Source organism: Mannheimia bovis, assembly GCF_014541205.1.
In the GTDB taxonomy this organism is placed as follows: domain Bacteria; phylum Pseudomonadota; class Gammaproteobacteria; order Enterobacterales; family Pasteurellaceae; genus Mannheimia; species Mannheimia bovis.
In genome coordinates, this window is the sequence record NZ_CP061280.1 from 1,024,656 (window position 1) to 1,049,885 (window position 25,230).

25 protein-coding genes and 1 riboswitch are annotated in these 25,230 nt (G+C 38.7%); of the genes, 19 read left to right on the forward strand and 6 right to left on the reverse strand.

Translation table 11 applies throughout. The features are described 5' to 3' along the window. Window positions 1–96 precede the first annotated feature (96 nt). From ICJ55_RS05240 to ICJ55_RS05250, 3 genes are all read left to right on the forward strand, one after another. Complete coding sequence (locus tag ICJ55_RS05240; protein WP_188157617.1) at window positions 97–1,134, forward strand: branched-chain amino acid aminotransferase; 1,038 nt, start codon at window positions 97–99, stop codon at window positions 1,132–1,134. A gap of 64 nt (window positions 1,135–1,198) precedes the next feature. Then, entirely contained in the window at window positions 1,199–1,699 is a 501-nt protein-coding gene (locus tag ICJ55_RS05245) for a membrane lipoprotein lipid attachment site-containing protein (RefSeq protein ID WP_188157618.1), read from the forward strand. A gap of 9 nt (window positions 1,700–1,708) precedes the next feature. Further along, window positions 1,709–2,053 (forward strand): RidA family protein, encoded by a 345-nt coding sequence (locus tag ICJ55_RS05250; RefSeq protein ID WP_188157619.1) that lies wholly within the window; start codon window positions 1,709–1,711, stop codon window positions 2,051–2,053. Window positions 2,054–2,140: 87 nt separating this feature from the next. Here ICJ55_RS05250 and ICJ55_RS05255 read toward each other — a convergent pair whose 3' ends face one another. Then, window positions 2,141–2,710, reverse strand: a complete 570-nt coding sequence (locus ICJ55_RS05255) for an elongation factor P hydroxylase (RefSeq protein WP_188157620.1) — start codon at window positions 2,708–2,710, stop codon at window positions 2,141–2,143. 11 nt (window positions 2,711–2,721) lie between these two features. Next, entirely contained in the window at window positions 2,722–4,425 is a 1,704-nt protein-coding gene (locus ICJ55_RS05260; RefSeq protein ID WP_188157621.1) for a protein-disulfide reductase DsbD, read from the reverse strand. A gap of 220 nt (window positions 4,426–4,645) precedes the next feature. Here ICJ55_RS05260 and artP point away from each other — a divergent pair, with 220 nt between their 5' ends. Genes artP through artM form a run of 4 tightly spaced genes read left to right on the forward strand, consistent with a single transcriptional unit; the run spans window position 4,646 to window position 7,483 of the window. Then, a complete protein-coding gene (artP, locus tag ICJ55_RS05265; RefSeq protein WP_188157622.1) occupies window positions 4,646–5,380 on the forward strand; it encodes an arginine ABC transporter ATP-binding protein ArtP in 735 nt (244 codons plus the stop codon). Between the two features lie 16 nt (window positions 5,381–5,396). Next, the gene (locus ICJ55_RS05270) at window positions 5,397–6,122 is read left to right on the forward strand and encodes a transporter substrate-binding domain-containing protein (protein ID WP_188157623.1); all 726 of its coding nucleotides are present in this window, start codon (window positions 5,397–5,399) and stop codon (window positions 6,120–6,122) included. A 4-nt stretch (window positions 6,123–6,126) separates the two neighbouring features. After that, a complete protein-coding gene (artQ, locus tag ICJ55_RS05275) occupies window positions 6,127–6,798 on the forward strand; it encodes an arginine ABC transporter permease ArtQ (RefSeq protein WP_188157624.1) in 672 nt (223 codons plus the stop codon). Window position 6,799: 1 nt separating this feature from the next. Then, a complete protein-coding gene (gene artM, locus ICJ55_RS05280; protein ID WP_188157625.1) occupies window positions 6,800–7,483 on the forward strand; it encodes an arginine ABC transporter permease ArtM in 684 nt (227 codons plus the stop codon). A gap of 108 nt (window positions 7,484–7,591) precedes the next feature. Here the strand turns inward: artM and pgi are convergent, their stop codons facing one another. Both pgi and ubiK read right to left on the reverse strand, forming a co-directional pair. Continuing rightward, window positions 7,592–9,232, reverse strand: a complete 1,641-nt coding sequence (gene pgi, locus ICJ55_RS05285; protein WP_188157626.1) for a glucose-6-phosphate isomerase — start codon at window positions 9,230–9,232, stop codon at window positions 7,592–7,594. Window positions 9,233–9,270: 38 nt separating this feature from the next. Next, on the reverse strand, window positions 9,271–9,519 hold the full coding sequence (gene ubiK, locus ICJ55_RS05290) for a ubiquinone biosynthesis accessory factor UbiK (protein WP_188157627.1): 249 nt from the start codon (window positions 9,517–9,519) through the stop codon (window positions 9,271–9,273). Between the two features lie 252 nt (window positions 9,520–9,771). Further along, window positions 9,772–9,816, forward strand: a riboswitch (PreQ1 riboswitch). A gap of 3 nt (window positions 9,817–9,819) precedes the next feature. On the opposite strand from ubiK, the gene queC reads away from it, so the two are divergent. After that, complete coding sequence (gene queC, locus ICJ55_RS05295) at window positions 9,820–10,485, forward strand: 7-cyano-7-deazaguanine synthase QueC (RefSeq protein ID WP_188157628.1); 666 nt, start codon at window positions 9,820–9,822, stop codon at window positions 10,483–10,485. Between the two features lie 32 nt (window positions 10,486–10,517). Here queC and ICJ55_RS05300 read toward each other — a convergent pair whose 3' ends face one another. After that, on the reverse strand, window positions 10,518–11,819 hold the full coding sequence (locus tag ICJ55_RS05300) for an isochorismate synthase (protein ID WP_188157629.1): 1,302 nt from the start codon (window positions 11,817–11,819) through the stop codon (window positions 10,518–10,520). A 185-nt stretch (window positions 11,820–12,004) separates the two neighbouring features. Here ICJ55_RS05300 and ICJ55_RS05305 point away from each other — a divergent pair, with 185 nt between their 5' ends. From ICJ55_RS05305 to priA, 4 genes are all read left to right on the forward strand, one after another. Beyond that, window positions 12,005–13,222 (forward strand): pyridoxal phosphate-dependent aminotransferase, encoded by a 1,218-nt coding sequence (locus ICJ55_RS05305; RefSeq protein WP_188157630.1) that lies wholly within the window; start codon window positions 12,005–12,007, stop codon window positions 13,220–13,222. Window positions 13,223–13,406: 184 nt separating this feature from the next. Next, window positions 13,407–14,315, forward strand: a complete 909-nt coding sequence (gene rarD, locus ICJ55_RS05310; RefSeq protein ID WP_188157631.1) for an EamA family transporter RarD — start codon at window positions 13,407–13,409, stop codon at window positions 14,313–14,315. After that, window positions 14,315–14,935, forward strand: a complete 621-nt coding sequence (locus tag ICJ55_RS05315) for a LysE family translocator (protein WP_188157632.1) — start codon at window positions 14,315–14,317, stop codon at window positions 14,933–14,935. The genes rarD and ICJ55_RS05315 overlap by 1 nt, the downstream gene beginning before the upstream one ends. Beyond that, entirely contained in the window at window positions 14,932–17,145 is a 2,214-nt protein-coding gene (gene priA / locus ICJ55_RS05320; RefSeq protein WP_482052055.1) for a primosomal protein N', read from the forward strand. The genes ICJ55_RS05315 and priA overlap by 4 nt, the downstream gene beginning before the upstream one ends. Window positions 17,146–17,223: 78 nt before the next feature. On the opposite strand, the gene ICJ55_RS05325 is transcribed toward priA, so the two are convergent. Next, a complete protein-coding gene (locus ICJ55_RS05325) occupies window positions 17,224–17,967 on the reverse strand; it encodes a YdcF family protein (RefSeq protein ID WP_188157633.1) in 744 nt (247 codons plus the stop codon). A gap of 142 nt (window positions 17,968–18,109) precedes the next feature. Here ICJ55_RS05325 and ICJ55_RS05330 point away from each other — a divergent pair, with 142 nt between their 5' ends. Genes ICJ55_RS05330 through ICJ55_RS05360 form a run of 7 tightly spaced genes read left to right on the forward strand, consistent with a single transcriptional unit; the run spans window position 18,110 to window position 25,227 of the window. After that, on the forward strand, window positions 18,110–18,754 hold the full coding sequence (locus ICJ55_RS05330) for an acetyltransferase (protein ID WP_188157634.1): 645 nt from the start codon (window positions 18,110–18,112) through the stop codon (window positions 18,752–18,754). Then, window positions 18,754–19,791 (forward strand): N-acetylneuraminate synthase, encoded by a 1,038-nt coding sequence (neuB, locus tag ICJ55_RS05335; protein ID WP_188157635.1) that lies wholly within the window; start codon window positions 18,754–18,756, stop codon window positions 19,789–19,791. The genes ICJ55_RS05330 and neuB overlap by 1 nt, the downstream gene beginning before the upstream one ends. 54 nt (window positions 19,792–19,845) lie before the next feature. Next, window positions 19,846–21,105: a cytidylyltransferase domain-containing protein gene (locus ICJ55_RS05340; protein WP_188157686.1), complete on the forward strand. Its 1,260-nt coding sequence runs from the start codon at window positions 19,846–19,848 to the stop codon at window positions 21,103–21,105. Next, complete coding sequence (gene neuC, locus ICJ55_RS05345; RefSeq protein WP_188157636.1) at window positions 21,106–22,266, forward strand: UDP-N-acetylglucosamine 2-epimerase; 1,161 nt, start codon at window positions 21,106–21,108, stop codon at window positions 22,264–22,266. Window positions 22,267–22,299: 33 nt separating this feature from the next. Then, window positions 22,300–23,505, forward strand: a complete 1,206-nt coding sequence (locus ICJ55_RS05350) for an oligosaccharide flippase family protein (RefSeq protein ID WP_188157637.1) — start codon at window positions 22,300–22,302, stop codon at window positions 23,503–23,505. Then, window positions 23,502–24,440, forward strand: a complete 939-nt coding sequence (locus ICJ55_RS05355; protein WP_188157638.1) for a glycosyltransferase family 52 — start codon at window positions 23,502–23,504, stop codon at window positions 24,438–24,440. Before ICJ55_RS05350 ends, ICJ55_RS05355 begins: the two co-directional genes overlap by 4 nt. Before the next feature lies 1 nt (window position 24,441). Further along, a complete protein-coding gene (locus ICJ55_RS05360; protein ID WP_188157639.1) occupies window positions 24,442–25,227 on the forward strand; it encodes a glycosyltransferase family 25 protein in 786 nt (261 codons plus the stop codon). The last annotated feature ends 3 nt before the right edge of the window (window positions 25,228–25,230 follow it).

Sequence of the window (25,230 nt, forward strand, 5' to 3'; positions counted from 1 at the left end):
TTTTCTATCTATTTCACGGAAAATTCTTACCTAGTCAGCTATTTTGTTTTAGAATGTGGCAATTATTTCGCAACATAAAAATAAAAGGACACAACAATGGCATTAAAAGATTTAGATTGGGCAAATTTAGGCTTTTCTTATATCAAAACCGATTTCCGTTTTATCGCTCACTGGAAAAACGGGCAATGGAACGAGGGTGAGCTTACCACCGATAACACTCTGCATATTCACGAGGGTTCAACCGCTTTACATTATGGGCAACAATGTTTTGAAGGCTTAAAAGCCTATCGTTGTAAAGATGGCTCAATTAACCTATTCCGCCCTGATCAAAATGCCGAGCGTATGCAACGTACGGCAGATCGCCTATTAATGCCACGAGTGCCGACTGAGTTGTTTATTCGTGCTTGTAAAGAAGTAGTGAAAGCAAACCAAGATTGGTTAGGCCCTTACGGTTCAGGTGCGACCCTTTACTTACGTCCGTTTTTAATCGGCGTGGGGGAAAACATTGGGGTGAGAGCTGCACCGGAATTTATTTTCTCGGTATTCTGCTGCCCGGTAGGAGCTTATTTCAAAGGTGGATTAGCTCCGTCTAACTTTATCACCACTGAATATGACCGTGCGGCTCCAATGGGAACAGGCGGCGTAAAAGTGGGCGGAAACTACGCAGCGAGTTTATTACCACACGAATTAGCCGTGGAAGAAAGCTCGGCAACCCGTAAATTTGCCGATGCGATTTATTTAGACCCGAAAACCCACACCAAGATTGAAGAAGTAGGGGCGGCAAACTTCTTTGGTATCACTAAAGATAACAAATTTATCACGCCAATTTCAGAATCGATTTTACCAAGTATTACCAAATACTCATTGCTCCATATTGCCAAAGAACGTTTAGGTATGGAAGCGATTGAAGGCGATGTGTATATCGACCAACTCGACCAGTTCGCAGAAGCCGGAGCCTGTGGTACTGCAGCGGTGATCACCCCTGTTGGCGGTATTCAACACAAAGATAAGTTCCACGTTTTCCATTCTGAAACGGAAGTAGGACCAATCACTCGCCGTTTATACGCTGAACTCACCGGAATTCAATTTGGTGACGTGGAAGCACCGGCAGGCTGGATTGTTAAAGTAGAATAATATTTATATCACGTACAAGTGGTCAAAAAATACCATTTTTTACCGCTTTATTTTTTAAGAAAATATGAAAAAGTTAATTTTTTTAGGTTTAGCCGCATTTGCATTAGCAGGTTGCTCATCAAGCATTTCTAATTCCAGCCAATTAATCGGCAACTGGAAATGCACGATTAATTATGACGATTTTAATATTAGCACGGTAGATAATTTTAAGTTTGCAGAAAACGGTAATATTATCAATCAAGGCACAATTAATTACCCGCTCCAAAAACCGATTTTTATTTATACTATACAACAAAATGGACGTTGGGATTTACAGAATAATAAAATTGTTTATCGTGCAGTCACACAGTCATTACAACGCACTCATCGTGCTGAGATATGGGCTGAATTGCAGCGTGATCCTGCTTTACAACAATTTGAAGAGAATTTATTTAGCTCCCTGTCTAATGATGAAAATAATAAAATCATTGAATTGACCGTAACGGATTTCTCTAATCAAAAAATGGAAATCAAGCAAGAAATCAAAGGGCATAAAGCCTATAAAGGACAATGTGTAAAAAGCTAGAGGAACAATATGATCCAACGTTTTGAAGTCGGTAGCCGTTTTTCAGAAGTGGCGGTGCACAATGGCGTGGCGTATTTAGCTGGGCAAGTGCCTCTTGACGACACCGCCGATGCCTACACTCAAACCCAGCAAGTGTTGTCAGAAATTGACAAATGGCTGGCAAAGGCGAATACAGACAAAAGCAAAATTTTAATGGCAACTGTCTATCTGCGTGAAATGGCAGACTACGCCGAAATGAACCGAGCGTGGGACGAATGGGTTGCCAAAAATAACGCTCCACCAAGAGCGGCTGTAGAAGCCAAACTCGCTAATCCAAACTGGAAAGTGGAAATCGTGGTCACGGCTGCTGTCTAGGCAGAGCAGAGAGATTTTCAAATTCCCAGCAAAAACAGACCGCTTGTAAATGTTTACAAGCGGTCATTTTATTTCCAATTTTTGCTGCTAAATTCTCTCAATATTGAACTGTTTTAAATCAATCACATCGGGGGTGCCGTAGAATGTACAGAGGGCTTTACGCAGAGTTTCGGCACGTTTGGGGAGATAGCCTCGTTCGGCGTAAATTTTCACCTGCTCAAACACTGCTTGTTTGAAAGCAGAATTATCGCCCGGGTTGCCGGAGAGATTATCGCTACTTGCAAAATAGCGGAAGCCGGCGGCGGTGGCAAGCACCCATTCTATTGCCTGCGGCTTGACTTCCGCACTCTCAAATTCACGTTGGCGTTCGGCGGAACGACCGTCCGGCTCATACCAATAACCAAAATCTTCTAATTTACGGCGAGCTTCACCTGCCACCAGCCAGTGGGCGACTTCGTGCAACGCACTGCTGTAGTAGTCGTGAGCGAACAAAATTACATTGTATGGACGTTCGCTTGGTACGCCGTCTTCATCTAAAAATGCCGGCAGATAGATGGGATAAGCGCCGCCACGCTCTAAGCGTGTGTTATATTCACCTGAAAAGCATTCATCAAAAATGCGAATAATATCTTCAATTTTGTGGTTTTCTTGGTTCATTTTTTACCTTTTTATAATTGATTTAGCCATTGCAAAAATTTGTCCGCCGGCAAAAAACCGGTTACACGGGATTGGCTCAACTCCTTGCCGTTTTCATCGAAAAACAGAATAGTCGGTAAGCCTAACACGTTGAAATATTTCATAAATTCGCTGTTCTCAGCAGAATTTTTGGTGAGGTCAATTTGTAGCACCACCATTTCACTGAATTTTTGCTGAACCTTGCTATCGGTAAAAGTGTACTTTTCAAACTCTTTGCAGGCAACGCACCAGTCGGCGTAGAGGTCTAACATTACTTTTTTACCTTTGGAAGCGGTCAATTTTTTCTCTAAATCTGCAAGTGAATGAATTTTCTCTAATTGTAAATGTTGAGTATTTTGTTTTTCAATTTGGGAGCCGTTCCAAACCAAATCTGTCCAAGGTTTAGCGGAAAAGGCTAATGCAATGAGTAAAAAGATTTTGATGATTTTTTGCATTATAGAGCGAGATGGAATTGCCTCTAATAACCAAATCAAAAATGCGATGGCAAGTGCCGACCACAAAAACGGCTCGTAAGCTGTCGGCAACACTCGGCTTAATAAAAACACGGGTAGGGCAAGCATTACAAAGCCAAAAACCGTTTTTACTTTCAGCAACCAATCGCCCGATTTCGGCAGAATTTTATTGCCGAATAACGTAATCAGCACCAGCGGGATGCCCATTCCTGACGCCAGCAAGTAGAGAGCCAAGCCACCAGTAAACAGATCGCCACTTTGAGCCACATAAAGCAACGCCCCCGAAAGCGGAGCAGATGTGCAAGGCGAGGCAACCAGCCCTGCGATCATTCCCATCACAAACACGCTGCCAAATGCACCGCCTTGCTGTTTTTGGCTCATCGCATTCAGTTTTTGCTGCCAACTATTTGGCAGTTTGATTTCAAACAAGCCGAACATTGAGCAAGCAAGCAGGGCGAACACAATCGCTAACCCAATCAGCACCGGAGGGCTTTGTAGTGCCACTTGGAATGGTAAGCCAATCGCCGCCACAATTAAGCCAAGCAGGGTGTAAGTTAAAGCCATTCCTTGCACGTAAACGAGGCTAAGCAAGAACGCTTTGGCGGTGGACGGACGGTTTTTGTTACCGATTACAATTGCCGAGAGCAGTGGCAGCATTGGCAATACGCAAGGGGTGAAAGCTAAGCCTAAGCCCAGCACGAAAAACCAGAAAATCGAAAAGCGATTTTGGGCTAAGTTTTCAGCGAGAGTGTTTTGTTCCGATTTTGCAAAATCTTCACGATTTTTGACCGCTTGCGTAGCATTTGGGATTTTATCTAGCTCAATTTCAATCCGTTCCGGCGGATAGCAAAACCCCTTGGTGCAGCCTTGATAGCTGACCTCCACTTTTGCATTGGGCGAAGCAGAAGTAAATGCCGCAGCCACTTGAAGCTCATTTCGGAAAATCTCCACCTGCCCAAAAAATTCATCATTGTATTGCTCAGCGGGTGGAAGTTTCGGCTCGCTGATTTCTACATTTTGTGACGTGAGGTGAATTTCTTTTTTGTAGAGATAGTAGCCCTCGGCAATTTGCCAGTTCAGCAACAGTTGGTTCTCTTGTTTCTCAGCCGCAAATACAAAGGCTTCCGCTGCCGGCAGAAATTTGGGCTTAGAGGAAAAAAGATTTGCCTGCGAGGTTTGAATAAGTAGTAGGCTGAAAAAGAGAGAAAACAGTGATTTGAGCATAAGCAATCAGTATTTAAAAACGATTGTGGCAAATTATAGCCTATAAATTGCAAAATATTGAAGAAAATGCACCGCTTGCATATTTTGAAAGGATACAAGCGGTCATTTTTTAGCAAAAAATGGCAATCGGGTAAAAAATTGATTGCATATTTATGCAAAAATAATTACTATTCATTCATTATTTTAACTGTGAATTTAAAATGTAGTAGGATTTTCACGAATGGCAATTCGTATTCAAAATGTCAATTTCTTTTATGGCTCAAGCCAAGCCTTATTTGACATTAATTTAGAGATTGAAAAAGGCGATACGGTAGTGTTGCTCGGCCCAAGTGGGGCAGGCAAAAGTACCTTAATTCGTACCCTAAATTTAATGGAAGTACCGCAGTCCGGAACCTTGGCAATTGCAAATCACAAATTTGATTTAACCGCAAAAACCAATAGCAAAGAGATTGCTCTATTACGCCGTGAAGTCGGAATGGTGTTCCAACAGTATCATCTTTGGAACCATTTGAGCGTAATGCAAAACTTGATTGAGGCCCCAATGAAAGTGCTTGGACTTAGCAAAGAAGAGGCGATTTCCCGTGCGAAAGGGCATTTAGAACGTTTGCGTTTAAGCGAATTTGCAGACCGTTTTCCGCTTCAACTTTCAGGTGGTCAACAGCAGCGTGTCGCGATTGCCCGAGCGTTAATTATGCAGCCGCAAGTGTTACTGTTTGATGAACCAACAGCGGCTCTTGACCCTGAAATTACAGCCCAAGTAGTTGATATTATTAAGGAATTACAGCAAACTGGGATTACGCAAGTGATCGTTACTCACGAAGTGGGCGTGGCTCGTAAAGTGGCGACAAAAGTCGTTTATATGGAAAAAGGCAAAATTATTGAATTTGGCGATGCAAGCTGCTTCGAGCAACCGAAAACCGCTGAATTTTCAAATTATCTTTCACACTCTGATTAACATTGAGGATATCACTATGAAAAAATTACTTTTAGCTGTGTTAATTGCCGGCTCAGCAGCGGCAAATGCACAAAATATTACTTTTGCAATGGAGCCAAGCTATCCGCCATTTGAATTAACCAATGAAAAAGGTGAAATCATCGGGTTTGATGTGGACATCGCAAATGCGATCTGTAAAGAGATCCAAGCGAACTGCTCGTTCAAATCACAATCGTTCGATTCATTAATTCCAAGTTTAATCAAAGGTCGTGGCGGTTTTGATGCGGCGATTTCTGCTATCGACATTACCGAAGCTCGTGCAAAACAAGTCGCATTTACCGATGCGTACTACGAAAGTTCAGCAAGCTTCATTGCAGTAAAAGACAAAGGCATCACTCCTGAAACAGCGAAAAAAGTGGGTGTGCAAAACGGTACAACTTATCAGCAATATATCGCTAATGAAGGCAAGCAATATTCGGCTTCTTCTTACCCAAGCTTACAAGATGCGATTTTAGATTTGAAAAACGGTCGTATCGACATCATTTTCGGCGACACTGACGTACTGCGTGATATGTTCAATAAAAATCCGGAATTAGGTTTTGTTGGCGAAAAAGTGACTGATAAAAAATACTTCAACAACGGTTTAGGTATTGCGGTAAACAAATCTAAGACAGAATTAGTTGAGAGCTTAAACAAAGGTATTAAAGCGATTAAAGCAAACGGCGAATACCAAAAAATCTACGATAAATGGATGACGAAATAATCTAATGTTTGTTGATTATCTTCCTTTAATTTACACCGCAACCCTAATGACCTTAGGGTTAGCGGTTTGTTCGTTATTATTAGGGCTGATTTTATCCATCGGCTTCGTCACGCTGGAAATGAGTAAATGGGCAATGGTGAGAAAGCCGACAACAGTTTTCTTGACATTGCTGCGTGGCTTGCCTGAAATTTTGGTGGTTTTCCTGATTTACTTCGGCACACCTGAAGTGTTAGAGCTGATTACGGGCGAATTTATTGAACTTGGGCCCTTTGGCTGTGGGGTGATGGCACTTTCGTTGATTTTTGCCTCTTACGCCTCGCAATCTTTGCGTGGAGCGATTCAAGCTATTCCGATTGGACAATGGGAATCAGCCGCTGCCCTTGGGCTAAACCGTAGGCATACTTTTCTGCGAATTGTAATGCCGCAAGTTTGGCGACACGCATTACCAGGGTTAAGCAACCAATGGCTTGTGTTGCTAAAAGATACAGCGTTGGTTTCCTTAATTGGGGTTCACGACTTAATGCGTCAAACCGAGCTCATCAACACTCGAACGCACGAGCCGTTCACTTGGTATGGCTTTGCCGCCTTAATTTATTTGGCAATTACGCTAATCAGCCAAGTGATTATCCGCCGTTTGGAATTACGAGTAACCCGTTTTGAGCGAGGAGGACGATAATATGTGGCAAGAATATTTATCGGTTATCGCCCAAGGTATTCCAACCAGCCTAGTATTAACCGCCGTAGCCTTAGTGGTCGGTTTCGTGTTAGCCGTTGCGATGACATTCCTACTCTCAATGGAAAATCGACCGGTTAAATGGGCGATTAAAGGCTTTTTAACCCTCTTCACTGGGACACCGCTTTTAGTGCAATTTTTCCTGATCTATGCAGGCCCGGGGCAATTTGATTGGATTACCCAAAGCCCGATTTGGGGATTGCTTTCTAATGCGTGGTTCTGTGCAATGTTAGCCTTAGCGTTAAACAGTGCTGCTTACTCCACCTTGCTGTTCCACGGTGCGGTAAAAGCGATTCCAAAAGGACAGTGGGAAACCTGTGCTGCATTGGGGTTAAGCCGTTTGCAAACCTTGCAGATTTTAATTCCTTATGCGTTACGCCGAGCATTGCCGTCCTACAGCAATGAAATTATTTTGGTGTTCAAGGGCACATCCCTTGCTTCCACCATTACCATTATGGATATTATGGGCTACGCTCGTCAGCTGTACGGCACGGAATATGACGCCCTCACCATTTACGGTATGGCTGGTGTGATTTACCTTGTGATTACCGGCATTATGACTGTAATGCTCAGAAAATTAGAAAGCAAAGTATTAGCCTTTGAGCGTCTTGAAGTTGAGAAGGTCTAATAAGCGAATATCAACGAACGAATAATAAAGCGGACAACATAGTTGTCCGCTTTTAGTTCATAGATAGCTAATTTGCAAAATTTTATGAAAATTTAACCGCTTGTATTCCTATCTCCAAGCCTTGAATTGATTGATTAATCCATTCGTTGAGCTGTCGTGGCTGGTAATTTCTTCATTATTTTCTAGCTCAGGCAAAATGCGGTTAGCGAGTTGTTTGCCAAGCTCTACGCCCCATTGGTCGAAGCTGTAGATATTGAAGATCACGCCTTGTACGAAAATTTTGTGTTCGTACATCGCAATCAATGCCCCTAAGCTATACGGTGTGATTTTTTGTACTAAGATAGAGTTAGTCGGTTTATTACCGGTGAACACTTTAAACGGCACAATTTCAGCGACTTCTTCAAGCGTTTTGCCTGCGTCCAAGAACTCTTTTTCTACTACTTCTTTGGATTTACCAAATGCGAGTGCTTCAGTTTGAGCAAAGAAGTTAGAAAGTAATTTGTTGTGATGATCGCTTAACGGATTATGCGTTTGAGCGGGTGCAATAAAATCACAAGGAATTAATTTAGTGCCTTGGTGAATTAATTGGTAGAAAGCGTGCTGACCGTTTGTTCCCGGTTCACCCCAAATAATAGGACCTGTTTGATGAGTAACCGGTTTGCCGTCACGTCCCACAAATTTACCGTTTGATTCCATATTGCCTTGTTGGAAATAAGCCGCAAAGCGGTGCATATATTGGTCGTAAGGTAAAATTGCTTCAGATTCTGCTCCTAAGAAGTTATTATTCCAAATACCAACTAAGGCTAATGTGGTTGGAATATTTTGTTCAATTGGGGCTAATAAGAAGTGCTGATCCATTGCGTGAGCACCTGCTAATAACTGCTCAAAGTTTTCAAAGCCAAGAGAAAGGGCGATAGATAAGCCGATTGCAGACCAAAGTGAATAGCGACCACCTACCCAATCCCAAAATTCAAACATATTTTCAGTATCGATACCAAATTTTGCGACTTCTTTCGCATTAGTTGAAAGTGCCACGAAATGTTTTGCCACTGCTGCTTCATCTTTCGCTGAATCTAATAACCACTTACGGGCAGAAAGGGCATTTGTCATTGTTTCTTGAGTTGTGAAGGTTTTTGAAGCCACTAGAACCAATGTTGTTTCAGGGTTTACTTTGCGTAATACTTCTGCAATATGAGTACCGTCAACATTTGACACAAAGTGCATATTTAGGTGGTTTTTATAAGGGCGTAAGGCTTCCGTTACCATATAAGGTCCTAAGTCTGAGCCACCAATACCGATATTAATCACATCGGTAATCGCTTTGCCTGTATAGCCTTTCCATTCACCTGAAATCACACGTTCAGAGAACACTTTCATCTTAGCTAATACAGCGTTCACTTCCGGCATTACATCTTTACCATCAACAGCAATTGGCGTATTAGAACGGTTACGCAATGCCACGTGTAAAACGGCACGATTTTCGGTACGGTTAATTTTTTGACCTGAGAACATTGCCTTTTTAGCTGAATCCAGACCACATTCATTTGCTAATTGGCGAAGAAGGGTTAAGGTTTTGTCATTAATCGCATTTTTAGAAAAATCGACCAGCAATTCATTTTCAAAACGGAGGGAGTATTTATCAAAACGGCTGGCATCTTCGGCGAAAAGTTGAGGAATAGAGAGGTTATCTGCTTTATGCTGAGTTAAAGCATTCCAAGCAAAGGTTTGAACAGGATTGATTTTCTGCATTTTTATTTCCTTTTACGAATTTACAAATTTAAATCGGTTTAAGGCTGAGCATCTTTAGTTAATTCATCAAGACGCTTTTCTAATTCATTTAATTTCTCGCGCGTGCGAAGTAAAACTTGCGATTGAACATCAAACTCTTCACGAGTTACTACGTCAAGACGAGCAAGCTGAGCTTGTAGAATTTGTTTGAATTTTTCATCTAGATCGTTACCTACATTTTTTAGACTTTGAGGTAATGCGTTGTGTAATTGTTGAGCAATAGCTTCTAAATTTTTAGGCGTGAGCATTTTCTAATTCCTTACAATAAAATTACCCTAATTCTAGTTAATTTTGGGTATAAGAGAAAGCAGATTCTTTGATTTATTGTGATGTAACCTCTATTTGAATAGCCTTTTCATTGATTTCTCTGTAAAATGCCGCCTTTCGTAAAATATAAGCAAAAATTATTCACAATCCCTGTAAGGATTGTTCACAGCTTCGCTGCCGTTGGCAAAGCCAACGTTCAAAAAGCGATGCTTTTTGTAACCGCTTGTATTGACTATTTCGTGGTTCGAAAACCCCCCACGCAAAAAAACTAAGGATATAAAATGACAATTCAAACCCCAAAAGCCGTTGTGATTTTTTCAGGCGGTCAAGACTCTACAACCTGTTTATTCCAAGCGATTGCTGAATTTGGTAGAGAAAATGTGGAAGTGGTTACTTTCCAATATGGGCAACGCCATTCCATTGAACTCGAAAAGGCTGAATGGATCGCAAAAGATTTAGGCGTGAAACAAACACTCATTGATACTTCTGTGATTAAAGCTATTACAACCAATGCTTTAATGGATAAAAATGCAGATATTCAACAAAATGGCAACACACCAAATACCTTTGTTGATGGGCGTAATGCCCTTTTTCTGCTTTATACGGCAATTTATGCCAAAGGGCAGGGCATCCAAACTATTTTCACAGGTGTGTGTGAAACCGATTTCAGCGGTTACCCGGACTGCCGAGATGTGTTTGTGAAATCAATGAATGTAACACTCAATTTAGCAATGGATTACAACTTCAACATTCGTACACCATTGATGTATCTCACCAAAAAAGAAACTTGGGCATTAGCCGATAAATTAGGGGCGTTTGACTATATTCGTGAGCATACCCACACTTGTTATTTAGGCGTGGAAGGGGGCTGCCACACTTGCCCTAGCTGCCTGTTACGTGAAAAAGGCTTGGAAGAGTATTTGGCAGAGCGAAATTTTGCTAAATAGAGAAGAAAGAGGCACTAAGCCTCTTTTATTGTTTAAATTTCTGTAGAAACTAAATCTATCTTCAGCAATTTCGCTATACCTTGTGATTTCCGTCTGATTTCCTGCCATTCCGATTGTGGATCAGAGGCTTCTACAATGCCTGCTCCTGCATAAAGCGTAATTGAATTTTGTGAAATTAACGCAGAGCGGAGCGTTACGCAAAATTCTGCTTCATCTTTACTCATTACCCCTAAAGTGCCTGCATACCAATGGCGGGTAAAAGGTTCGTTTTCAGTAATAAATTGTTTTGCTTTCGGACGAGGAAGCCCTGCCACCGCTGCAGTTGGGTGGATACGGCTTAAACAATCGCTATCAAAAACACCCTGTTTTAACGTAGCTTGAATTTGGCGACGTAAGTGCTGAACATTATGTAGCCGTTTAATTTTTGCCTCAGACACTTCAAATTCGGCAACACAATCTGCAAGGTTGCTTTCAATATCATCAACCACTAATTGGTTTTCGTGGATATTTTTGGGGTCGCTTAATAACCACTGTGCATTTAATTCTGTTTGGGTTTCACTTGGTGTAACTGCTGCCGTACCGGCTAGAGCTTCGGTAAAAAACAACTTCCCTTTGCGTTGATATAAACGCTCTGGGGTTGAGCCAATGAAAGCAATCTCTTCACTTTCAGCCCAGAGAAAATGGTAGCAACCTTTGTTGATTTGGCGACTTTGTGCAATCAAGTCATAGCCGCAAATTGGGTTTTCAAAATGCAGTCTGATGGCATTTGCTAACACCACTTTTTGAAATTCACCTTGTTGTATCGCAGAAGTTGCTTTGTTGATATTGCTTTGCCATTGCTCAAAACTGCTTGTTGCTGCAACGGATTGCAACTGATTATCGGGTAAGCTCAATTTTTCAATATGTTCAAAATTTGCAAGAAATTGTGCAAAAACAACCGCTTGTTGTTCCAAATTATCACTATCAAAATAGAAATAAGCGGTTAAATTTTGCTGATTTTTCACCAATGTAAATTGAGGCAAAATAAACTGAGTGCAGCCTTCAAATTGTAATCCACCAATTAATGGCAACTTATGCTGTTGAATAAAGGTTTGTGCAGTTTCAAGGGTATGAAATTGACGAATTGCCCCCACTGTTGCTATCGTTTCATCTTTATCACGATATTGCAGAAAAAAGTGTGGATAGTGCTGATTTTGTGCTTTTAACCAATTAAGCAGCGGTAAATCTGCTTCAAATAGCGGTACAGAGGCTTGAATGGTTATTAAACCTTCCTCCTTTTCCACTCTTGAATAATTTTTTATAAGTTCTTGTTTTAATTGATTAAAAATAGACATTTGCAAAAAAATAAAAAAATTATACCGCTTGTTTTTAGCTGATTTAAAAAAAGGTCATCATTTTAACGCATTTCCTCTTTTTTTTCCTCTCAAATTAGAGTAATGTTTGCAAATTCATTCCAAAATATCGATTTTTTAAACAATGATATGAGGAAATAGCAGATTAATTATATAGGAAGTCAGCAATGGAACTTTTTCCCAAATCAGATAAATTAGCACAGGTTCGTTACGATATTCGTGGACCAATTCATAAAGAAGCTCTCCGTTTAGAAGAAGAAGGGCATAAAATTTTAAAATTAAATATCGGTAACCCTGCTCCATTTGGGTTTGAGGCACCGGATGAAATTTTAGTAGATGTTATCCGTAACTTGCCGAAAGCACAAGGTTATTGCGATTCAAAAGGATTATATTCAGCCCGTAAGGCGATTGTGCAATATTATCAATCTAAAGGTATGCGTGGAATGGACGTGAATGACGTTTACATCGGTAATGGCGTTTCCGAGCTGATTACGATGTCGATGCAAGCCTTATTGAACGATGGCGATGAAATTTTAATTCCAATGCCTGATTATCCGTTATGGACAGCTGCCTCAACCTTGGCTGGCGGTAAAGCGGTACATTATTTATGTGATGAGGAAAATGAGTGGTTTCCGGATATTGAAGATATTAAATCGAAAATCACACCTCGTACAAAAGGGATTTTGGTAATTAACCCAAATAATCCGACGGGTGCGGTATATAGCCGTCAGATTTTACTTGAAATTGCAGAGCTTGCTCGTCAGCATAATCTGATTATTTTTGCAGACGAAATCTATGAAAAAATTATTTATGATGGTGCGGTGCATCACCACATTGCGGCACTTGCACCAGACTTATTAACTGTTACTTATAACGGCTTATCAAAGGCTTACCGTGTAGCGGGTTTCCGTCAAGGCTGGATGGTACTAAGTGGTCCGAAAAACCAAGCTAAAGGTTTTATTGAAGGTTTGGATATGCTTGCTTCAATGCGTTTATGTGCGAATACACCGATGCAACACGCTATTCAAACTGCATTGGGTGGTTATCAAAGCATTAATGAATTTGTATTACCGGGCGGTCGTTTATTAGAGCAACGTAACAAAATGCACGATTTATTAGTGCAAATTCCAGGCATTAGCTGTGTGAAAGCGAAAGGGGCATTGTATATGTTCCCGAAAATTGATACCGAAATGTATGGCATTAAAGATGACCAAAAATTTATTTACGATTTGTTACAACAAGAAAAAGTATTGCTAGTACAGGGTACTGGCTTTAACTGGCATAAGCCGGATCACTTCCGTGTCGTCACTTTGCCTTATGCACATCAAATTGAAGAAGCAATCGGTCGTCTTGCCAATTTCTTGAAAACCTATCGTCAAGATTAAGTTAAATCTACCTTCCCCTCTTTATCTAAAGAGGGGATTTTATCTCTATATAAATTCATATTATTTAGTTAGTAAGTTTTTGAATAGCCCGGTTAATTTAAGCATTTAGATGAATGAACCTTCCTCTTTAGAAAAGAGGGATGAGGGAAATTGAAAAACTAGCAACAATTAATTTCTTATCACTATGTTAAAAGGCATTCTTTTATCTCTTTCAGCCTCAATGTTATTTGGTTGCCTCTACTATTTGGCGATCTTTCTAAAACCGCTGACAGGTGTGAGCATTTTCGGTATTCGTATGGTGGTAACGATTCCTTTTCTTTTCCTTGCATTATACCTATTTAAAAAACAAAAAGAGTTTTTAGCATTTCTCCAACGCCTTAAGAGAGAACCCCATTTATTACTGATTATTTTAATTACAGCATCTATTGTAGGTGGGCAAATGTGGCTGTTTTTATGGGCACCTAATAGCGGAAAAGCGATTGAGGTTTCGATGGGCTATTTATTAATGCCGATTATGATGGTGGCATTTGGAAAAGTGGTTTATAAAGAAACGCTTTCTCTTAATAAATGGCTGGCAATTGTGGTGGCGTTTGTAGGGGTTATCAGCAATATTCTTTTAACAGGCAAAATTTCGCTTGAAAGTTTGTTTGTCTGCACAGGTTATCCAATCTATTTTTATCTCCGCAGGAAATTTGGTTTAAGCCATTTGCATAGCTTTGTAGTTGAAATTTTATATCTACTCCCTGTTGCGTTATATTTTATTAGCCAACTTGATATGCAATATGTAGAAACACAGAACCCTAATATTTATTATTTTATTGCATTACTCGGTTTAATTAGTGGTATGGCATTAATTAGCTACACCCTAGCCAGTACAATTTTACCTTTTTATTTATTAGGACTATTAGGCTATGTAGAGCCGTTGTTAATGTTAATTGTTTCATTCTTAATTGGCGAAAGGTTAGAAAGTGAATCCTATATCTTGATGATTTGCCTACTGATTTCAATTTTATTTTTGGTGTTAGATGGTATCATTGCTTTGCGGCATCAACATAAAAAGCAAAAAATAGCATCTGGTTTAGGAGATGAATAGTGAGTGATATTGTAAATTATTGGGGATTTTTAACCGCTTGTATTTTACTTAACCTCACGCCAGGTTCGGATACTATTTATATCTTAACCCGCACCATTGCTGAGGGAAAAAAGTCTGGCTTCATTTCTTCAGTTGGCATTCTGGCAGGCATTTTATGTCATATTATCGCCGTTTCACTCGGGCTTGCAGGCATTGTGGCACATTCGCCAACTTTATTTAATGTGCTGAAGTACGCAGGGGCTGCTTACCTTTGTTATCTCGGTATCAAAATGTGGCGAGAGCCTCTGGTACTAGAAAAAATTAACTTAGATAAACTGCCACTATGGAACATATTTCGTCAAGGGCTGATCACAAATTTATTAAACCCGAAAGTGTTGCTCTTTTTCTTGGCATTGTTACCACAATTTGTTTCCCATAATTTAGAAAATACCTTTATACCTTTTATGCTGTTGGGGCTGACATTTTTATCCACCAGTATTATTTGGGTAAGCATTTTAGTATTAGCTGCAGCCCCTATTGGGTGTTTTTTACGGCATAACCAAACGGTTGGAAATTGGTTAAATAAAATCTGCGGTTCGATATTTATCGGGCTTGCGATCAAAATTGGTTTAGAGAAGTGAGATTAATTAGGGTGGCACTGAATGTGCCGTTACATCGTTTTTTTGACTACTTACTGCCTGACGAGCTGAATGCCGGCAAGGGCAGCAGGGTTGTTGTACCTTTCGGCAGGCAAACTAAAATCGGCATTGTGGTTGATTTTCCGCAAACGAGTGATGTGCCAATTGATAAACTCAAACCGATAAAAAGTGTATTGGATTTAGATACTCTTTTCGACGATGAAATGTGGAAGTTGCTTACTTGGGCAGCTCGCTATTATCACGCCCCAATAGGCGAAGTATTAAGCAGTGCGTTGCCTGTCAAACTTCGTAATGGCGATTCTACCGAACGTTCCCAGCCTGATTATTTTATGGTAACGGAACAAGGGCGGAAATCGTTAATTATTGGAGAAAACAAAAAAGCCAAAAAACAAGTTGAGCTTTTAACCGAACTTGCCGAATGTGCAAAATATTTTGAAAAACCGACCGCTTGTAGCCCCTCAGCTTGGAAAGGGTTAGTAGAAAAAGGCTATATTGAAAAAATTGATGTGCCTTTTGTACCACAATCGTGGCAACAATCGCTTGGTGAATTGCCGTTAGTGAATGTGCAAAATTGCCTTACGTTGAATAAACAGCAAACCTTAGTAGTTAGCCGTTTAAATGTGCAAAATGAGTTTGCTGCTTTTTTACTGAATGGGGTAACGGGTTCGGGCAAAACCGAAGTTTACCTGCAATTTATCGAAACCGTGCTAAAACGCAACCGGCAGGTGCTTGTGCTTGTGCCTGAAATTGGGCTAACACCACAAACGGTACAACGTTTTAAAGCTCGCTTTAATGTGGAAATTGACGTTTTACATTCCAATATGAATGAAACTGAACGTCTGAATGCGTGGCTTCGAGCTAAAAATGGCGAAAGTGCGATAGTTATCGGTACACGTTCCGCCCTCTTTACTCAATTTAAGAAATTGGGGGCGATTATTTTAGATGAAGAACACGACAGCTCATTTAAACAACAGGAGGGCTGGCGTTACCACGCAAGAGATTTGGCAGTGGTGAGGGCAAAAAATGCAGATGTTCCTATTGTGCTAGGCTCAGCCACGCCAAGCCTTGAAAGCCTACAAAATGTTCAAAATGGTAAATTCATTGAATTAGGGCTGACCGCACGAGCTGGCAATGCACAAATTGCTAATCAACATATTATTGATTTAAAAACGCAACGCATTACTGCGGGTTTATCTGAACGATTGCTTTCAATGATGAAACATCATTTGGAGCAAGGCAACCAAGTGATGCTGTTTTTAAATCGTAGAGGCTTTGCCCCTGTGTTACTTTGCCACGAATGCGGTTGGATTTGCGAGTGTGAGGCGTGCAATAAGCCCTTTACTTACCACCAAAAACAGCGTGTGCTACGCTGTCATCATTGTGCTACTCAGAGGGTAATTCCTCGCCAGTGTGGACATTGTGGCTCAACCAATTTGATTACTACCGGTGTTGGCACTGAGCAGCTGGAACAAGTGCTTAAGGAGCAATTTCCAACTTACCAAGTTACTCGAATTGACCGAGATTCTACTTCACGGAAAGGTTCACTAGAAAATCACCTTAACGATATTCGAGAAGGCAAAAGCCAAATTTTGATTGGAACACAAATGTTAGCAAAAGGGCATCATTTCCCTAATGTTACGTTGGTAGCGATTGTAAATGTGGATTCAGCCCTTTTCTCGACTGATTTTCGAGCGGAAGAGAAACTTGCTCAACTTTATTTGCAAGTGGCTGGCAGAGCAGGACGTGCCGAGAAAAAGGGCGAAGTAGTGCTACAAACACACTACCCGGATCACCCATTGTTAAAAACCTTGTTAGAACAAGGCTATAGCGAATTTGCCAAAGAAGCCTTAAAAATACGAAAGATAATGGCATTGCCGCCGTTTTCCTCCCAAGTGCTATTTAAAGCGACAGGGAAGAATAATGAGCAAACATTAAAAGTGCTTGAACAACTTGCGGATTATTTTAAGCAAAAAATCCGACAACAACATTGGCAAGGTTTTCAGTTGATTCCACCATTTTCTGCTCCAATGGCAAAAAAAGCAGGTTTTTACCGCTGGTTGTTGTTAATACAACACCCAACCAGAAATGCTTTGCAACAGTTACTCAATTGGTTTGATCAAGAAAAAGAAAGTTTAGATATTCCAACAAATATTAGGCTGAGTTTGGATATTGATCCACAAGAAATTAGGTAAAAAGAAGAGAACAAGCGGTTGATTTTGTGTGATTTTTTGCAAATGAATAAGGCAGGTTTAACCTGCCTTATTTGTCATCTACTTTTCCTTCCAATACCCAATCCACTCTTTTAGTGCAAGCATATTACTGTTCATTGCTCCGGCTTGTGGAACAAAGTGCATAAAGTTGAGCTTGTAGTGATCAGGGGTATCTCCTGAGCCAACACTTGCAGTAAGCACTTCAAAACCTTGTTGGGTAAAGAGCATTTCCGCTCGTTTCATATGCCATTGGTTGGTTACTAAAATAATTTTATTGATGTTCTCTTTTTCTAAAATTTCACGGCTGAAAATCGCATTTTCTTTGGTGGTTTTGGCTTTGTTTTCTAACCACTTAGTTTCAATGTTAAAGAATGTTTTAAATTCATCCGCCATTACTTTTGCTTCAGATGTGCCATTTGGACTACTGCCTGTGGCTAAAATCGGTAAGCCTGTTTCTTTATGTAAATAAGCAGCATAACGCATTCTTTCCAGTGGAATGCCTGTAATCGCTAATTTTCCGAATAATTCTTGGCTGTCTCGTAATCCACCGCCTAATACCACAATTGCTTGGGCGTTTTTGTATTTTTCGATAGTTATTTCTCCACTATCTACTAAGGAATCACCCAGCTTTTGTGAGGTGTAAGGAATGCTGAAAATATATAAAATTGCAATGCCAAGCAGGGCAAAAAAGTAAGCTGAATATTTATAGCCTACTGAAAATAGAATTAATGCTAACAACCATAACAGGATAATGTTAAATGGCGGTAGGATCATTGCCGTAATGAATTTAATCAGTTCAAACATAAAATTGATTTATCGTAAAGATGAGTAAATAAGTGTTTATTTTCCTAGATTATCAACGAATTGTCTATTTTTCCTTATGGAAAAGTATTAGAATGCTCCATTTGGAGAAATCTTCTGATGCATAAGGCAGAGGGGAAGTAATATGCAACAACGATCTACGAAAGAAAAATTGATTCTAATCGGAGCAGGTGGTTATGCAAAATCTGTATTGGATTCACTCGATTTTGAGAAATATGAATTCTGTGGCTTTATTGATAATTTTAAACCTGAAGGAAGTAGTCATTTAGGTTATCCAGTTCTAGCCTCAGCAGTACAAGATTTTGCAGAGCGTGAAAATTATAGTTATTTCATTAGTATTGGCGATAACACACATCGTTTAGAGAAATTTTTTAAATTGCAGCAACTAGGGTGCAAAATTATTAATGTAGTTGATAAAACTGCTCTAGTGTCTAAACATTCCACACTCGGCATTGGTGTATTTGTTGGCAAAATGGCGATTGTAAATAGTGGTGTTGCAGTAGGTGATAATGTGATTATTAACACGAAATCATTGATTGAACACGGTTGTTTTATCGGCAATCATTGCAATATTTCTACAAACACGACACTAAATGGCGATGTGATTGTCGAAGATTATGCGTTTGTGGGAAGTTCGTCTGTTATCAATGGTCAATTAAGAATCGGTGAAAGTGCACTGGTTGGTTCCGGTGCTGTGGTAATTAGAAATGTAGAGCCTCGTACTGTTGTAGCAGGCGTTCCGGCAAAATATATTAAGGATATAAAATAATGGCAAATGTATTTATTGTGGCAGAAATTGGTTGTAACCATAATGGCGACCCTGCTTTAGCGAAAAAAATGGTGGATGTAGCAAAAGAATGCGGTGTTGATGCGGTGAAATTCCAGACATTCAAAGCAGATAAATTAATCTCCAAATACGCTCCAAAAGCGGAGTATCAAAAAGTTACTACTGGCACGGCAGATTCTCAATTAGAGATGACGCGTAAATTAGAGTTGCCTTATGATGAATTTGAAAAATTAGAGGCGTATGCTCGTTCACTTGGTTTAGAGGTGTTCTCTACTCCGTTTGATTTTGAATCGATAGATTTCTTAGCAAGTCAGCAACAAAAAGTATGGAAAATTCCATCAGGTGAACTAACCAATTTACCTTATTTAGAAAAAATTGCACGACTTCCGATTGAAGGCAAAACCATTGTGATTTCAACGGGAATGGCGACAATTGCAGAAACCAAAGCCTCATTAAAAGTGTTAGAAGATAATGGTATGGCGAAAAAAGATATTACAATTTTACATTGTAATACTGAATATCCGACACCTTATGAAGATGTAAATTTAAATGCTTTCCACCAGCTTAAACAAGAGTTTGGCGAATATAGCTTAGGCTTTTCCGACCACTCGGCTGGTTATTTCGCAGGCTTGGCGGCAGTGCCTTATGGCATTACTTTTATTGAAAAACACTTCACGTTAGATAAAAATTTTGAAGGTCCGGACCATAAAGCCTCAGTTACTCCGGATGAATTGAAATTACTCTGTGAAGGCATTCGTGCGGTAGAAAAATCATTAGGTTCTTCTGAAAAGCTAGTAACGAACTCTGAAGCAAAAAATAAAATTGTGGCAAGAAAATCCATTATTGCAGCACGTCCAATTAAAAAAGGTGAAATTTTTACTACTGAAAATATTACAACCAAACGTCCGGGCAATGGCATTAGTCCAATGTTCTGGTATGATGTGTTAGGGAAAGAAGCACAACAAGATTTTGAAGAAGATCAACTTATTCAAGATTCTCGCTTCGAAAATCAATTATAATATGTAACCTGAGGTTTAACGCCTCAGGTTTTCTCTATACAAGCGGTCAAAATGATGAAAAAAATTGCAATTATTACAGCTCGAGCAGGCTCAAAAGGGCTACCAAATAAAAACGTATTATTAGCTAACGGTAAGCCGTTAATGGCGTACTCCATTGAAGCAGCGATTGAATCGAAGCAATTTGAAAAAATTATTGTGAGTACGGATTCGCAAGAATATATCGATTTACTCTCGCATTATCCGATTGAGTTTATCAAACGTGCCGAGCATTTAGCCAGCGATAAAGCGAGTTCTTTTGTAGTAATTGAAGATGTGCTAAATCAATATAAACACGTTGATTTTGACTATTTTGTGTTACTTCAGCCAACATCTCCATTAAGAACTGCACAGCATATTCAAGAGTGTTGCGAGAAGTTTGAGCGTAACTTTGATAAGTTTGATTTTATCGTGTCGGTATCTGATGCTCATAAGCCTACCACGCTTACCCGTGTGATTGAAGAAGATGAAAGTTTAAAACACTTCCAGCTAGATTATTCTAATTATGCTCGTCAGCACTATTTCCCTGAATATTCGCCAAACGGTGCAATTTTTTCGGCAAAACCGACCGCTTATCTTGAGCAAAAACATTTCTATGGGGCGAAATGTCTTGCCTATTTTATGGATAAAGATGTTTCTATCGATATTGATGATCGCCAAGATTTTGAATATTTCTACTTTATTCTACAACAACGCAACAAAGAAAAAATCTTACTTGAAACCATTAAGCGTTCTATTTTAATGAAAAAAGAGAATTTCAAAGAAGTAAAAGAAATTACTTTAATTGGTCATTCTATTTTGGATTATTGGAATATTGAATATTTAAATGGAAAATCAGTCAATAACTTAGGCATTGCCGGTATCTCTACCAAACAATATAGTGAACTGATTTTAGACAAAGGACTAATTTCAGAGTTACCAAAAGAAGTTGTATTGATGCTTGGTACAAATGATATTGTGTACAAAGGGTGGAGTGATGAGCAAGTTCTAAGAGATATTAATCACTTAATTAGCCAATTAAAAGCAATTCGTGCGGATATTAATGTTTCATTCTTAGAAATTACCCCTACAGCATTTAGAGCGGATCGCAATAACAATGATATTCGCTTATTAAATCAATATCTGAAAGATAATTTGTCCGTAAAATGGATTGCGTTGGATAAAGCCTTTAGTGATAAATACGGTAAGTTAGATTTAAATTATAGTGATGACGGCTTACACTTAAATGCAAAAGGTTACGAAAAATTAACCGCTATTTTGGAAGAAGAATTAAAGTAAATGAAAAATATCGCATATATTACCGGATCACGTGCTGAATATGGCATTGTTAAGCGTTTATTAAAGAAATTAGAGCAAGATCCGGAGCTTAATTTTTCACTTGTGGTAACGGCAATGCACCTTGATCCACAATATGGCAATACAGTAACTGTGATTGAGCAAGATGGATTTGAGATTGCTGCTCGCATACCGCTTATCTTAAATAGCGAAAATAACCAAACCATTATTCATTCTATGGCAGAATGTTTAGACCGTTTTGGCGAGCATTTTCAGCAACATAAATATGATGCAGTGATTGTATTAGGCGATCGCTATGAAATGTTAGCAGTAGCAACGGCAGCAGCGATGCATAATCTCCCGCTCATTCATTTGCACGGTGGAGAGCAAACTTTGGGAAATTATGATGAATTTATTCGTCATTGCATTACCAAAATGTCTAAACTGCATTTAACTTCAACCGAAGAATATAGACAGCGTGTTATCCAAATGGGAGAATTGCCTGAAAATGTGGTCAATACAGGCTCGCTTGGGGCAGAAAATAGTTTAGATTTAGTATTACCAACCAAAGCGGAATTGGTAGAGCAATTAGGTGTTCCAAATACACCGTATTTCTTAGTGGTTTTCCACCCTGAAACCTTGACAGATGTGTCGGTATTAGATCAAATTGATGCGTTGCTAAATGCTTTTGAGCAATTTAAAAATAAATACCAATTTGTGTTTATCGGCTCAAATTCGGATACTAATTCCGAACAAATTTATGCTCGTTTTAAAACCTATACTGATGAAAATCAGTTTAAGTTTTTCACTTCTGTAAAACCGGAAGAGTATTTGGCATTGATTAAATACTCTCAAGGTTTAATTGGTAACAGTTCATCAGGCTTGATTGAAGCTCCGAGTTGTGGTGTAGGCACACTGAATATCGGCAACCGCCAGCAAGGGCGGGTTCGTGGCGAAACGGTAATTGATGTAGAAAGCAATGAAAAATCCATTATTGAAGGCATTAATAAATTGATTTCTACTGAGTTTCAAGACAGACTGCCTGAAATGAAAAATCCATATTTTCAAGACAACGCGATGGAAAAGGCTTACAATGCAATCAAAAAATTCTTAGCCGATAGCAAAAACAGTCAGCCGAAAGGATTTTATGATGTGAGCTTTTAACAAGCGGTCGAAAATGGACAAAATTTTGCAATTATGAAAGCAATTAAAGACAGCGTTATTTACTTAATCGGGGAATTGGCTTCTAAGTCAATTCCTTTCTTGCTCTTACCTTACTTCTCTCGAAAATTGGGGGTAGAAGGCTACGGTGAGCTTTCCTATTACCAAACTTTCTCCGCCTTGTTTGTCATTTTTATCGGGCTTAGCCAAGATGGGGCGGTAGCTCGTTATTTTTATTTCTACGGTAAACGTTCGCTCAATTTAGTGCTGACGACGGGTTATTTATACACTCTTTTTGCAAGCTCACTTATTCTATTAGGCTGCTGGTATTTCAAATCAGAAATCATTGCTTATGTGGCAATTGGGGCGATGTTCCAGTCCTTTTTAAATGTGCAACTAAGTGTACGGCAGTGCCAGACACAGGCTCTAGCTTATACAGTAATTCAGTTAATGTCAGCTATTTTCTCAGCGGTTATTACTTTTGCAATGATGGAATATTTTGAAACGGATTTAGTTGAAAAACGGATTTTGGCAATTTTAATCAGCAATGCGTTAGTATTTTTCATTGCTTATTTGCTTTATGCTAAAAAAAGCAAAATGAAAAAATTTAGCTTGGCACGCTATAAAACCGCACTCTTTTATTTAATGGGGTTTGGCTTACCGTTGATTCTGCACCATTCAAGCATTTTTTTAAAAGGGCAGTTAGACCGTATTTTTATTTTCCATAAATTTAGTGAAGCTGATTTAGGCTTATATGCAATGGGGGCACAAATTGCAATGATTTTAGCCATTTTTGTTCAAGCCTTAAATAAAGCGACTCTTCCGTATTTTTATGAGGCATTAAAGCAGAAAAGAATTAATGTGAGCCATATCCACAAATGGGCATTTTATGCCTTATTTACTGTGCCAATTCCAGCATTTGTGATGTGGCTTATCCCTGAAAATGTAGTAGTGTGGATTTTAGGTAACCAATTTGCAGGCACAAAATATTATATAATCCTCTTTTTAATTGCGACAATGCTCGTTGTGCCTTATTTAATTTTAGTGAATTATTTGTTTTTTTATGGCAAAAACAAACTTATTTCACTTTGCTCCATTTTATCGACCATTTTCTATTTGGTGGCATTATTTGCTTTAACCTTTACCCAAATAGAATATATTCCTTTTGCAGCCATTATTGGGGCAGTTGTGATTATTCCAATTCTCTATGTAATGACGGCAAGGGTGGGAAAAACAGTATGAATTTAATTATTTGTTGCACTCCTTTGCAAGTGCTGATTGCAGAGAAAATTATTGGAATGCATCCAAACGAGCCATTTTTCGGGGTAATGCTCTCAACCGTTAAAAATGCGAAATTTGATTTCTACCAAACTCGTTTGGAACAAAAATGTCAGCAATTTTTTGCAATGCAGCAACATAGTGAACGTATTCAATTACTTAAAGAAATTCTTTATTTAAAATCAACCTTTAGGGGAAAAGAGTTTAATAAAGTATTTCTGGCAAATATTAATGAATTAGAAATTCAGTTCCTACTCAGTGCGATTAAATTTAATGAACTGAATACCTTTGATGATGGTGCGGCAAATATTGTTCCAAGTAGTATTTTCTATAAAGAAGAAAATATAGGGTTAAACCGTAAATTAATTAATATGTTTTTAGGTAATAAATACAGTGTAGAAAAACTGAAAAATTTATCTAAAACACATTATACGATTTATCAAGGTTTTTCGAATATTATTGAAAATACGGTTTATGTGGATCTTATTAATACGAAAGAATTATCTGGTTCAGAATTAGAAAATTCTAAAGTTGTGAATATTTTACTCGGGCAGCCAATTTTTGAGCGAGAAGATGATAAAAATATTGCATTAGCAGAGAAAGTGATTAAAGTATTTGATATTGATCTCTATTTACCACACCCAAGAGAAAAATATAAACTTGATAATGTGGAATATATTGATACTAATTTAATTTTAGAGGATTATATATTTCAAGAGTTTAGCCATAAAAAGTGCCGAGTATATACCTATTTCAGCAGTGCCGTAATTAATATTTTAAATAAAAGTCCAAATATTGAAGTTACTGCTTTAAGAGTAGAGGTAGATAATCCAGCCTATATTGAAACTTATGAGCTTTTTGAAAAGCTAGGTATTAAAATTATTGATATTCGAGAATAAAATGAAAAAATATTTAATCTCATTAGAAAAAGATGTGAAAAGACGTGAGCTTTTCTTCTCTCAACCCGATACGGCAGATTTTGAAATCTTTAATGCTATTAATACGATGAATAGTGATTGGGAGGCTTTAAATACAGGTTTTGATTTAGCTAAATTTGAACAACATTATGGGCGGAAAACCACGAAAGGTGAAGTGGGCTGTACGTTAAGTCATTTAGCGGTTTATCAAAAAATAGCAGAAGATAATACTATTGAAAATAATGATTACTGCCTTGTCTGTGAAGATGATGCGTTATTTGCTCAAGATTTTCAAAAACAGATTAATACGTTATTAGCACAAAATTTGAAAGCAGATATTATTTTAGTCGGGCAATCAAAAATCCCAACTTTCGATGATGTGGAATTAGAAATTAATTACCCAACCACTTTGGTTTTTTTACAAAAACAGATTGGCTATAGTCAATATAAATATGCTTATCCTTACCGCAATTATTTTGCCGGCACAGTTGCATATTTAATTAAAAAATCGACCGCTTGCAAGTTTCTAACACAATGCTGTGTGGCTCGTCCTTATTGGCTTGCGGATGATTTTATTTTATTTGGCAATGAATTCAAATTAGATGTGTTAATTGTTCGCCCGTTAATGGCGATTGAAAACCCTGTGTTAATCAGTAATTTAGAAGATTTACGTGGCTCACTGAATAATAATTTATTTAAAAAAGTGATGAAGTATCCACTTAAAAAATTATTGGCGATTAAACGTAATCTTAGCTCATTAAATTCTTAATAG

Coding starts and splice junctions, on each gene's coding strand:
- artQ (WP_188157624.1), top strand. CDS start 6,127: ATGTTTGTTGATTATCTTCCTTTAATTTACACCGCAACCCTAATGACC.
- ICJ55_RS05270 (WP_188157623.1), top strand. CDS start 5,397: ATGAAAAAATTACTTTTAGCTGTGTTAATTGCCGGCTCAGCAGCGGCA.
- ICJ55_RS05340 (WP_188157686.1), top strand. CDS start 19,846: ATGAAAAAAATTGCAATTATTACAGCTCGAGCAGGCTCAAAAGGGCTA.
- ICJ55_RS05255 (WP_188157620.1), bottom strand. CDS start 2,710: ATGAACCAAGAAAACCACAAAATTGAAGATATTATTCGCATTTTTGAT.
- ICJ55_RS05325 (WP_188157633.1), bottom strand. CDS start 17,967: ATGTTTGAACTGATTAAATTCATTACGGCAATGATCCTACCGCCATTT.
- ICJ55_RS05350 (WP_188157637.1), top strand. CDS start 22,300: ATGAAAGCAATTAAAGACAGCGTTATTTACTTAATCGGGGAATTGGCT.
- artP (WP_188157622.1), top strand. CDS start 4,646: ATGGCAATTCGTATTCAAAATGTCAATTTCTTTTATGGCTCAAGCCAA.
- ICJ55_RS05305 (WP_188157630.1), top strand. CDS start 12,005: ATGGAACTTTTTCCCAAATCAGATAAATTAGCACAGGTTCGTTACGAT.
- ICJ55_RS05240 (WP_188157617.1), top strand. CDS start 97: ATGGCATTAAAAGATTTAGATTGGGCAAATTTAGGCTTTTCTTATATC.
- ICJ55_RS05360 (WP_188157639.1), top strand. CDS start 24,442: ATGAAAAAATATTTAATCTCATTAGAAAAAGATGTGAAAAGACGTGAG.
- ICJ55_RS05300 (WP_188157629.1), bottom strand. CDS start 11,819: ATGTCTATTTTTAATCAATTAAAACAAGAACTTATAAAAAATTATTCA.
- ubiK (WP_188157627.1), bottom strand. CDS start 9,519: ATGCTCACGCCTAAAAATTTAGAAGCTATTGCTCAACAATTACACAAC.
- ICJ55_RS05250 (WP_188157619.1), top strand. CDS start 1,709: ATGATCCAACGTTTTGAAGTCGGTAGCCGTTTTTCAGAAGTGGCGGTG.
- pgi (WP_188157626.1), bottom strand. CDS start 9,232: ATGCAGAAAATCAATCCTGTTCAAACCTTTGCTTGGAATGCTTTAACT.
- ICJ55_RS05355 (WP_188157638.1), top strand. CDS start 23,502: ATGAATTTAATTATTTGTTGCACTCCTTTGCAAGTGCTGATTGCAGAG.
- queC (WP_188157628.1), top strand. CDS start 9,820: ATGACAATTCAAACCCCAAAAGCCGTTGTGATTTTTTCAGGCGGTCAA.
- ICJ55_RS05245 (WP_188157618.1), top strand. CDS start 1,199: ATGAAAAAGTTAATTTTTTTAGGTTTAGCCGCATTTGCATTAGCAGGT.
- neuB (WP_188157635.1), top strand. CDS start 18,754: ATGGCAAATGTATTTATTGTGGCAGAAATTGGTTGTAACCATAATGGC.
- ICJ55_RS05330 (WP_188157634.1), top strand. CDS start 18,110: ATGCAACAACGATCTACGAAAGAAAAATTGATTCTAATCGGAGCAGGT.
- neuC (WP_188157636.1), top strand. CDS start 21,106: ATGAAAAATATCGCATATATTACCGGATCACGTGCTGAATATGGCATT.
- ICJ55_RS05260 (WP_188157621.1), bottom strand. CDS start 4,425: ATGCTCAAATCACTGTTTTCTCTCTTTTTCAGCCTACTACTTATTCAA.
- artM (WP_188157625.1), top strand. CDS start 6,800: ATGTGGCAAGAATATTTATCGGTTATCGCCCAAGGTATTCCAACCAGC.
- rarD (WP_188157631.1), top strand. CDS start 13,407: ATGTTAAAAGGCATTCTTTTATCTCTTTCAGCCTCAATGTTATTTGGT.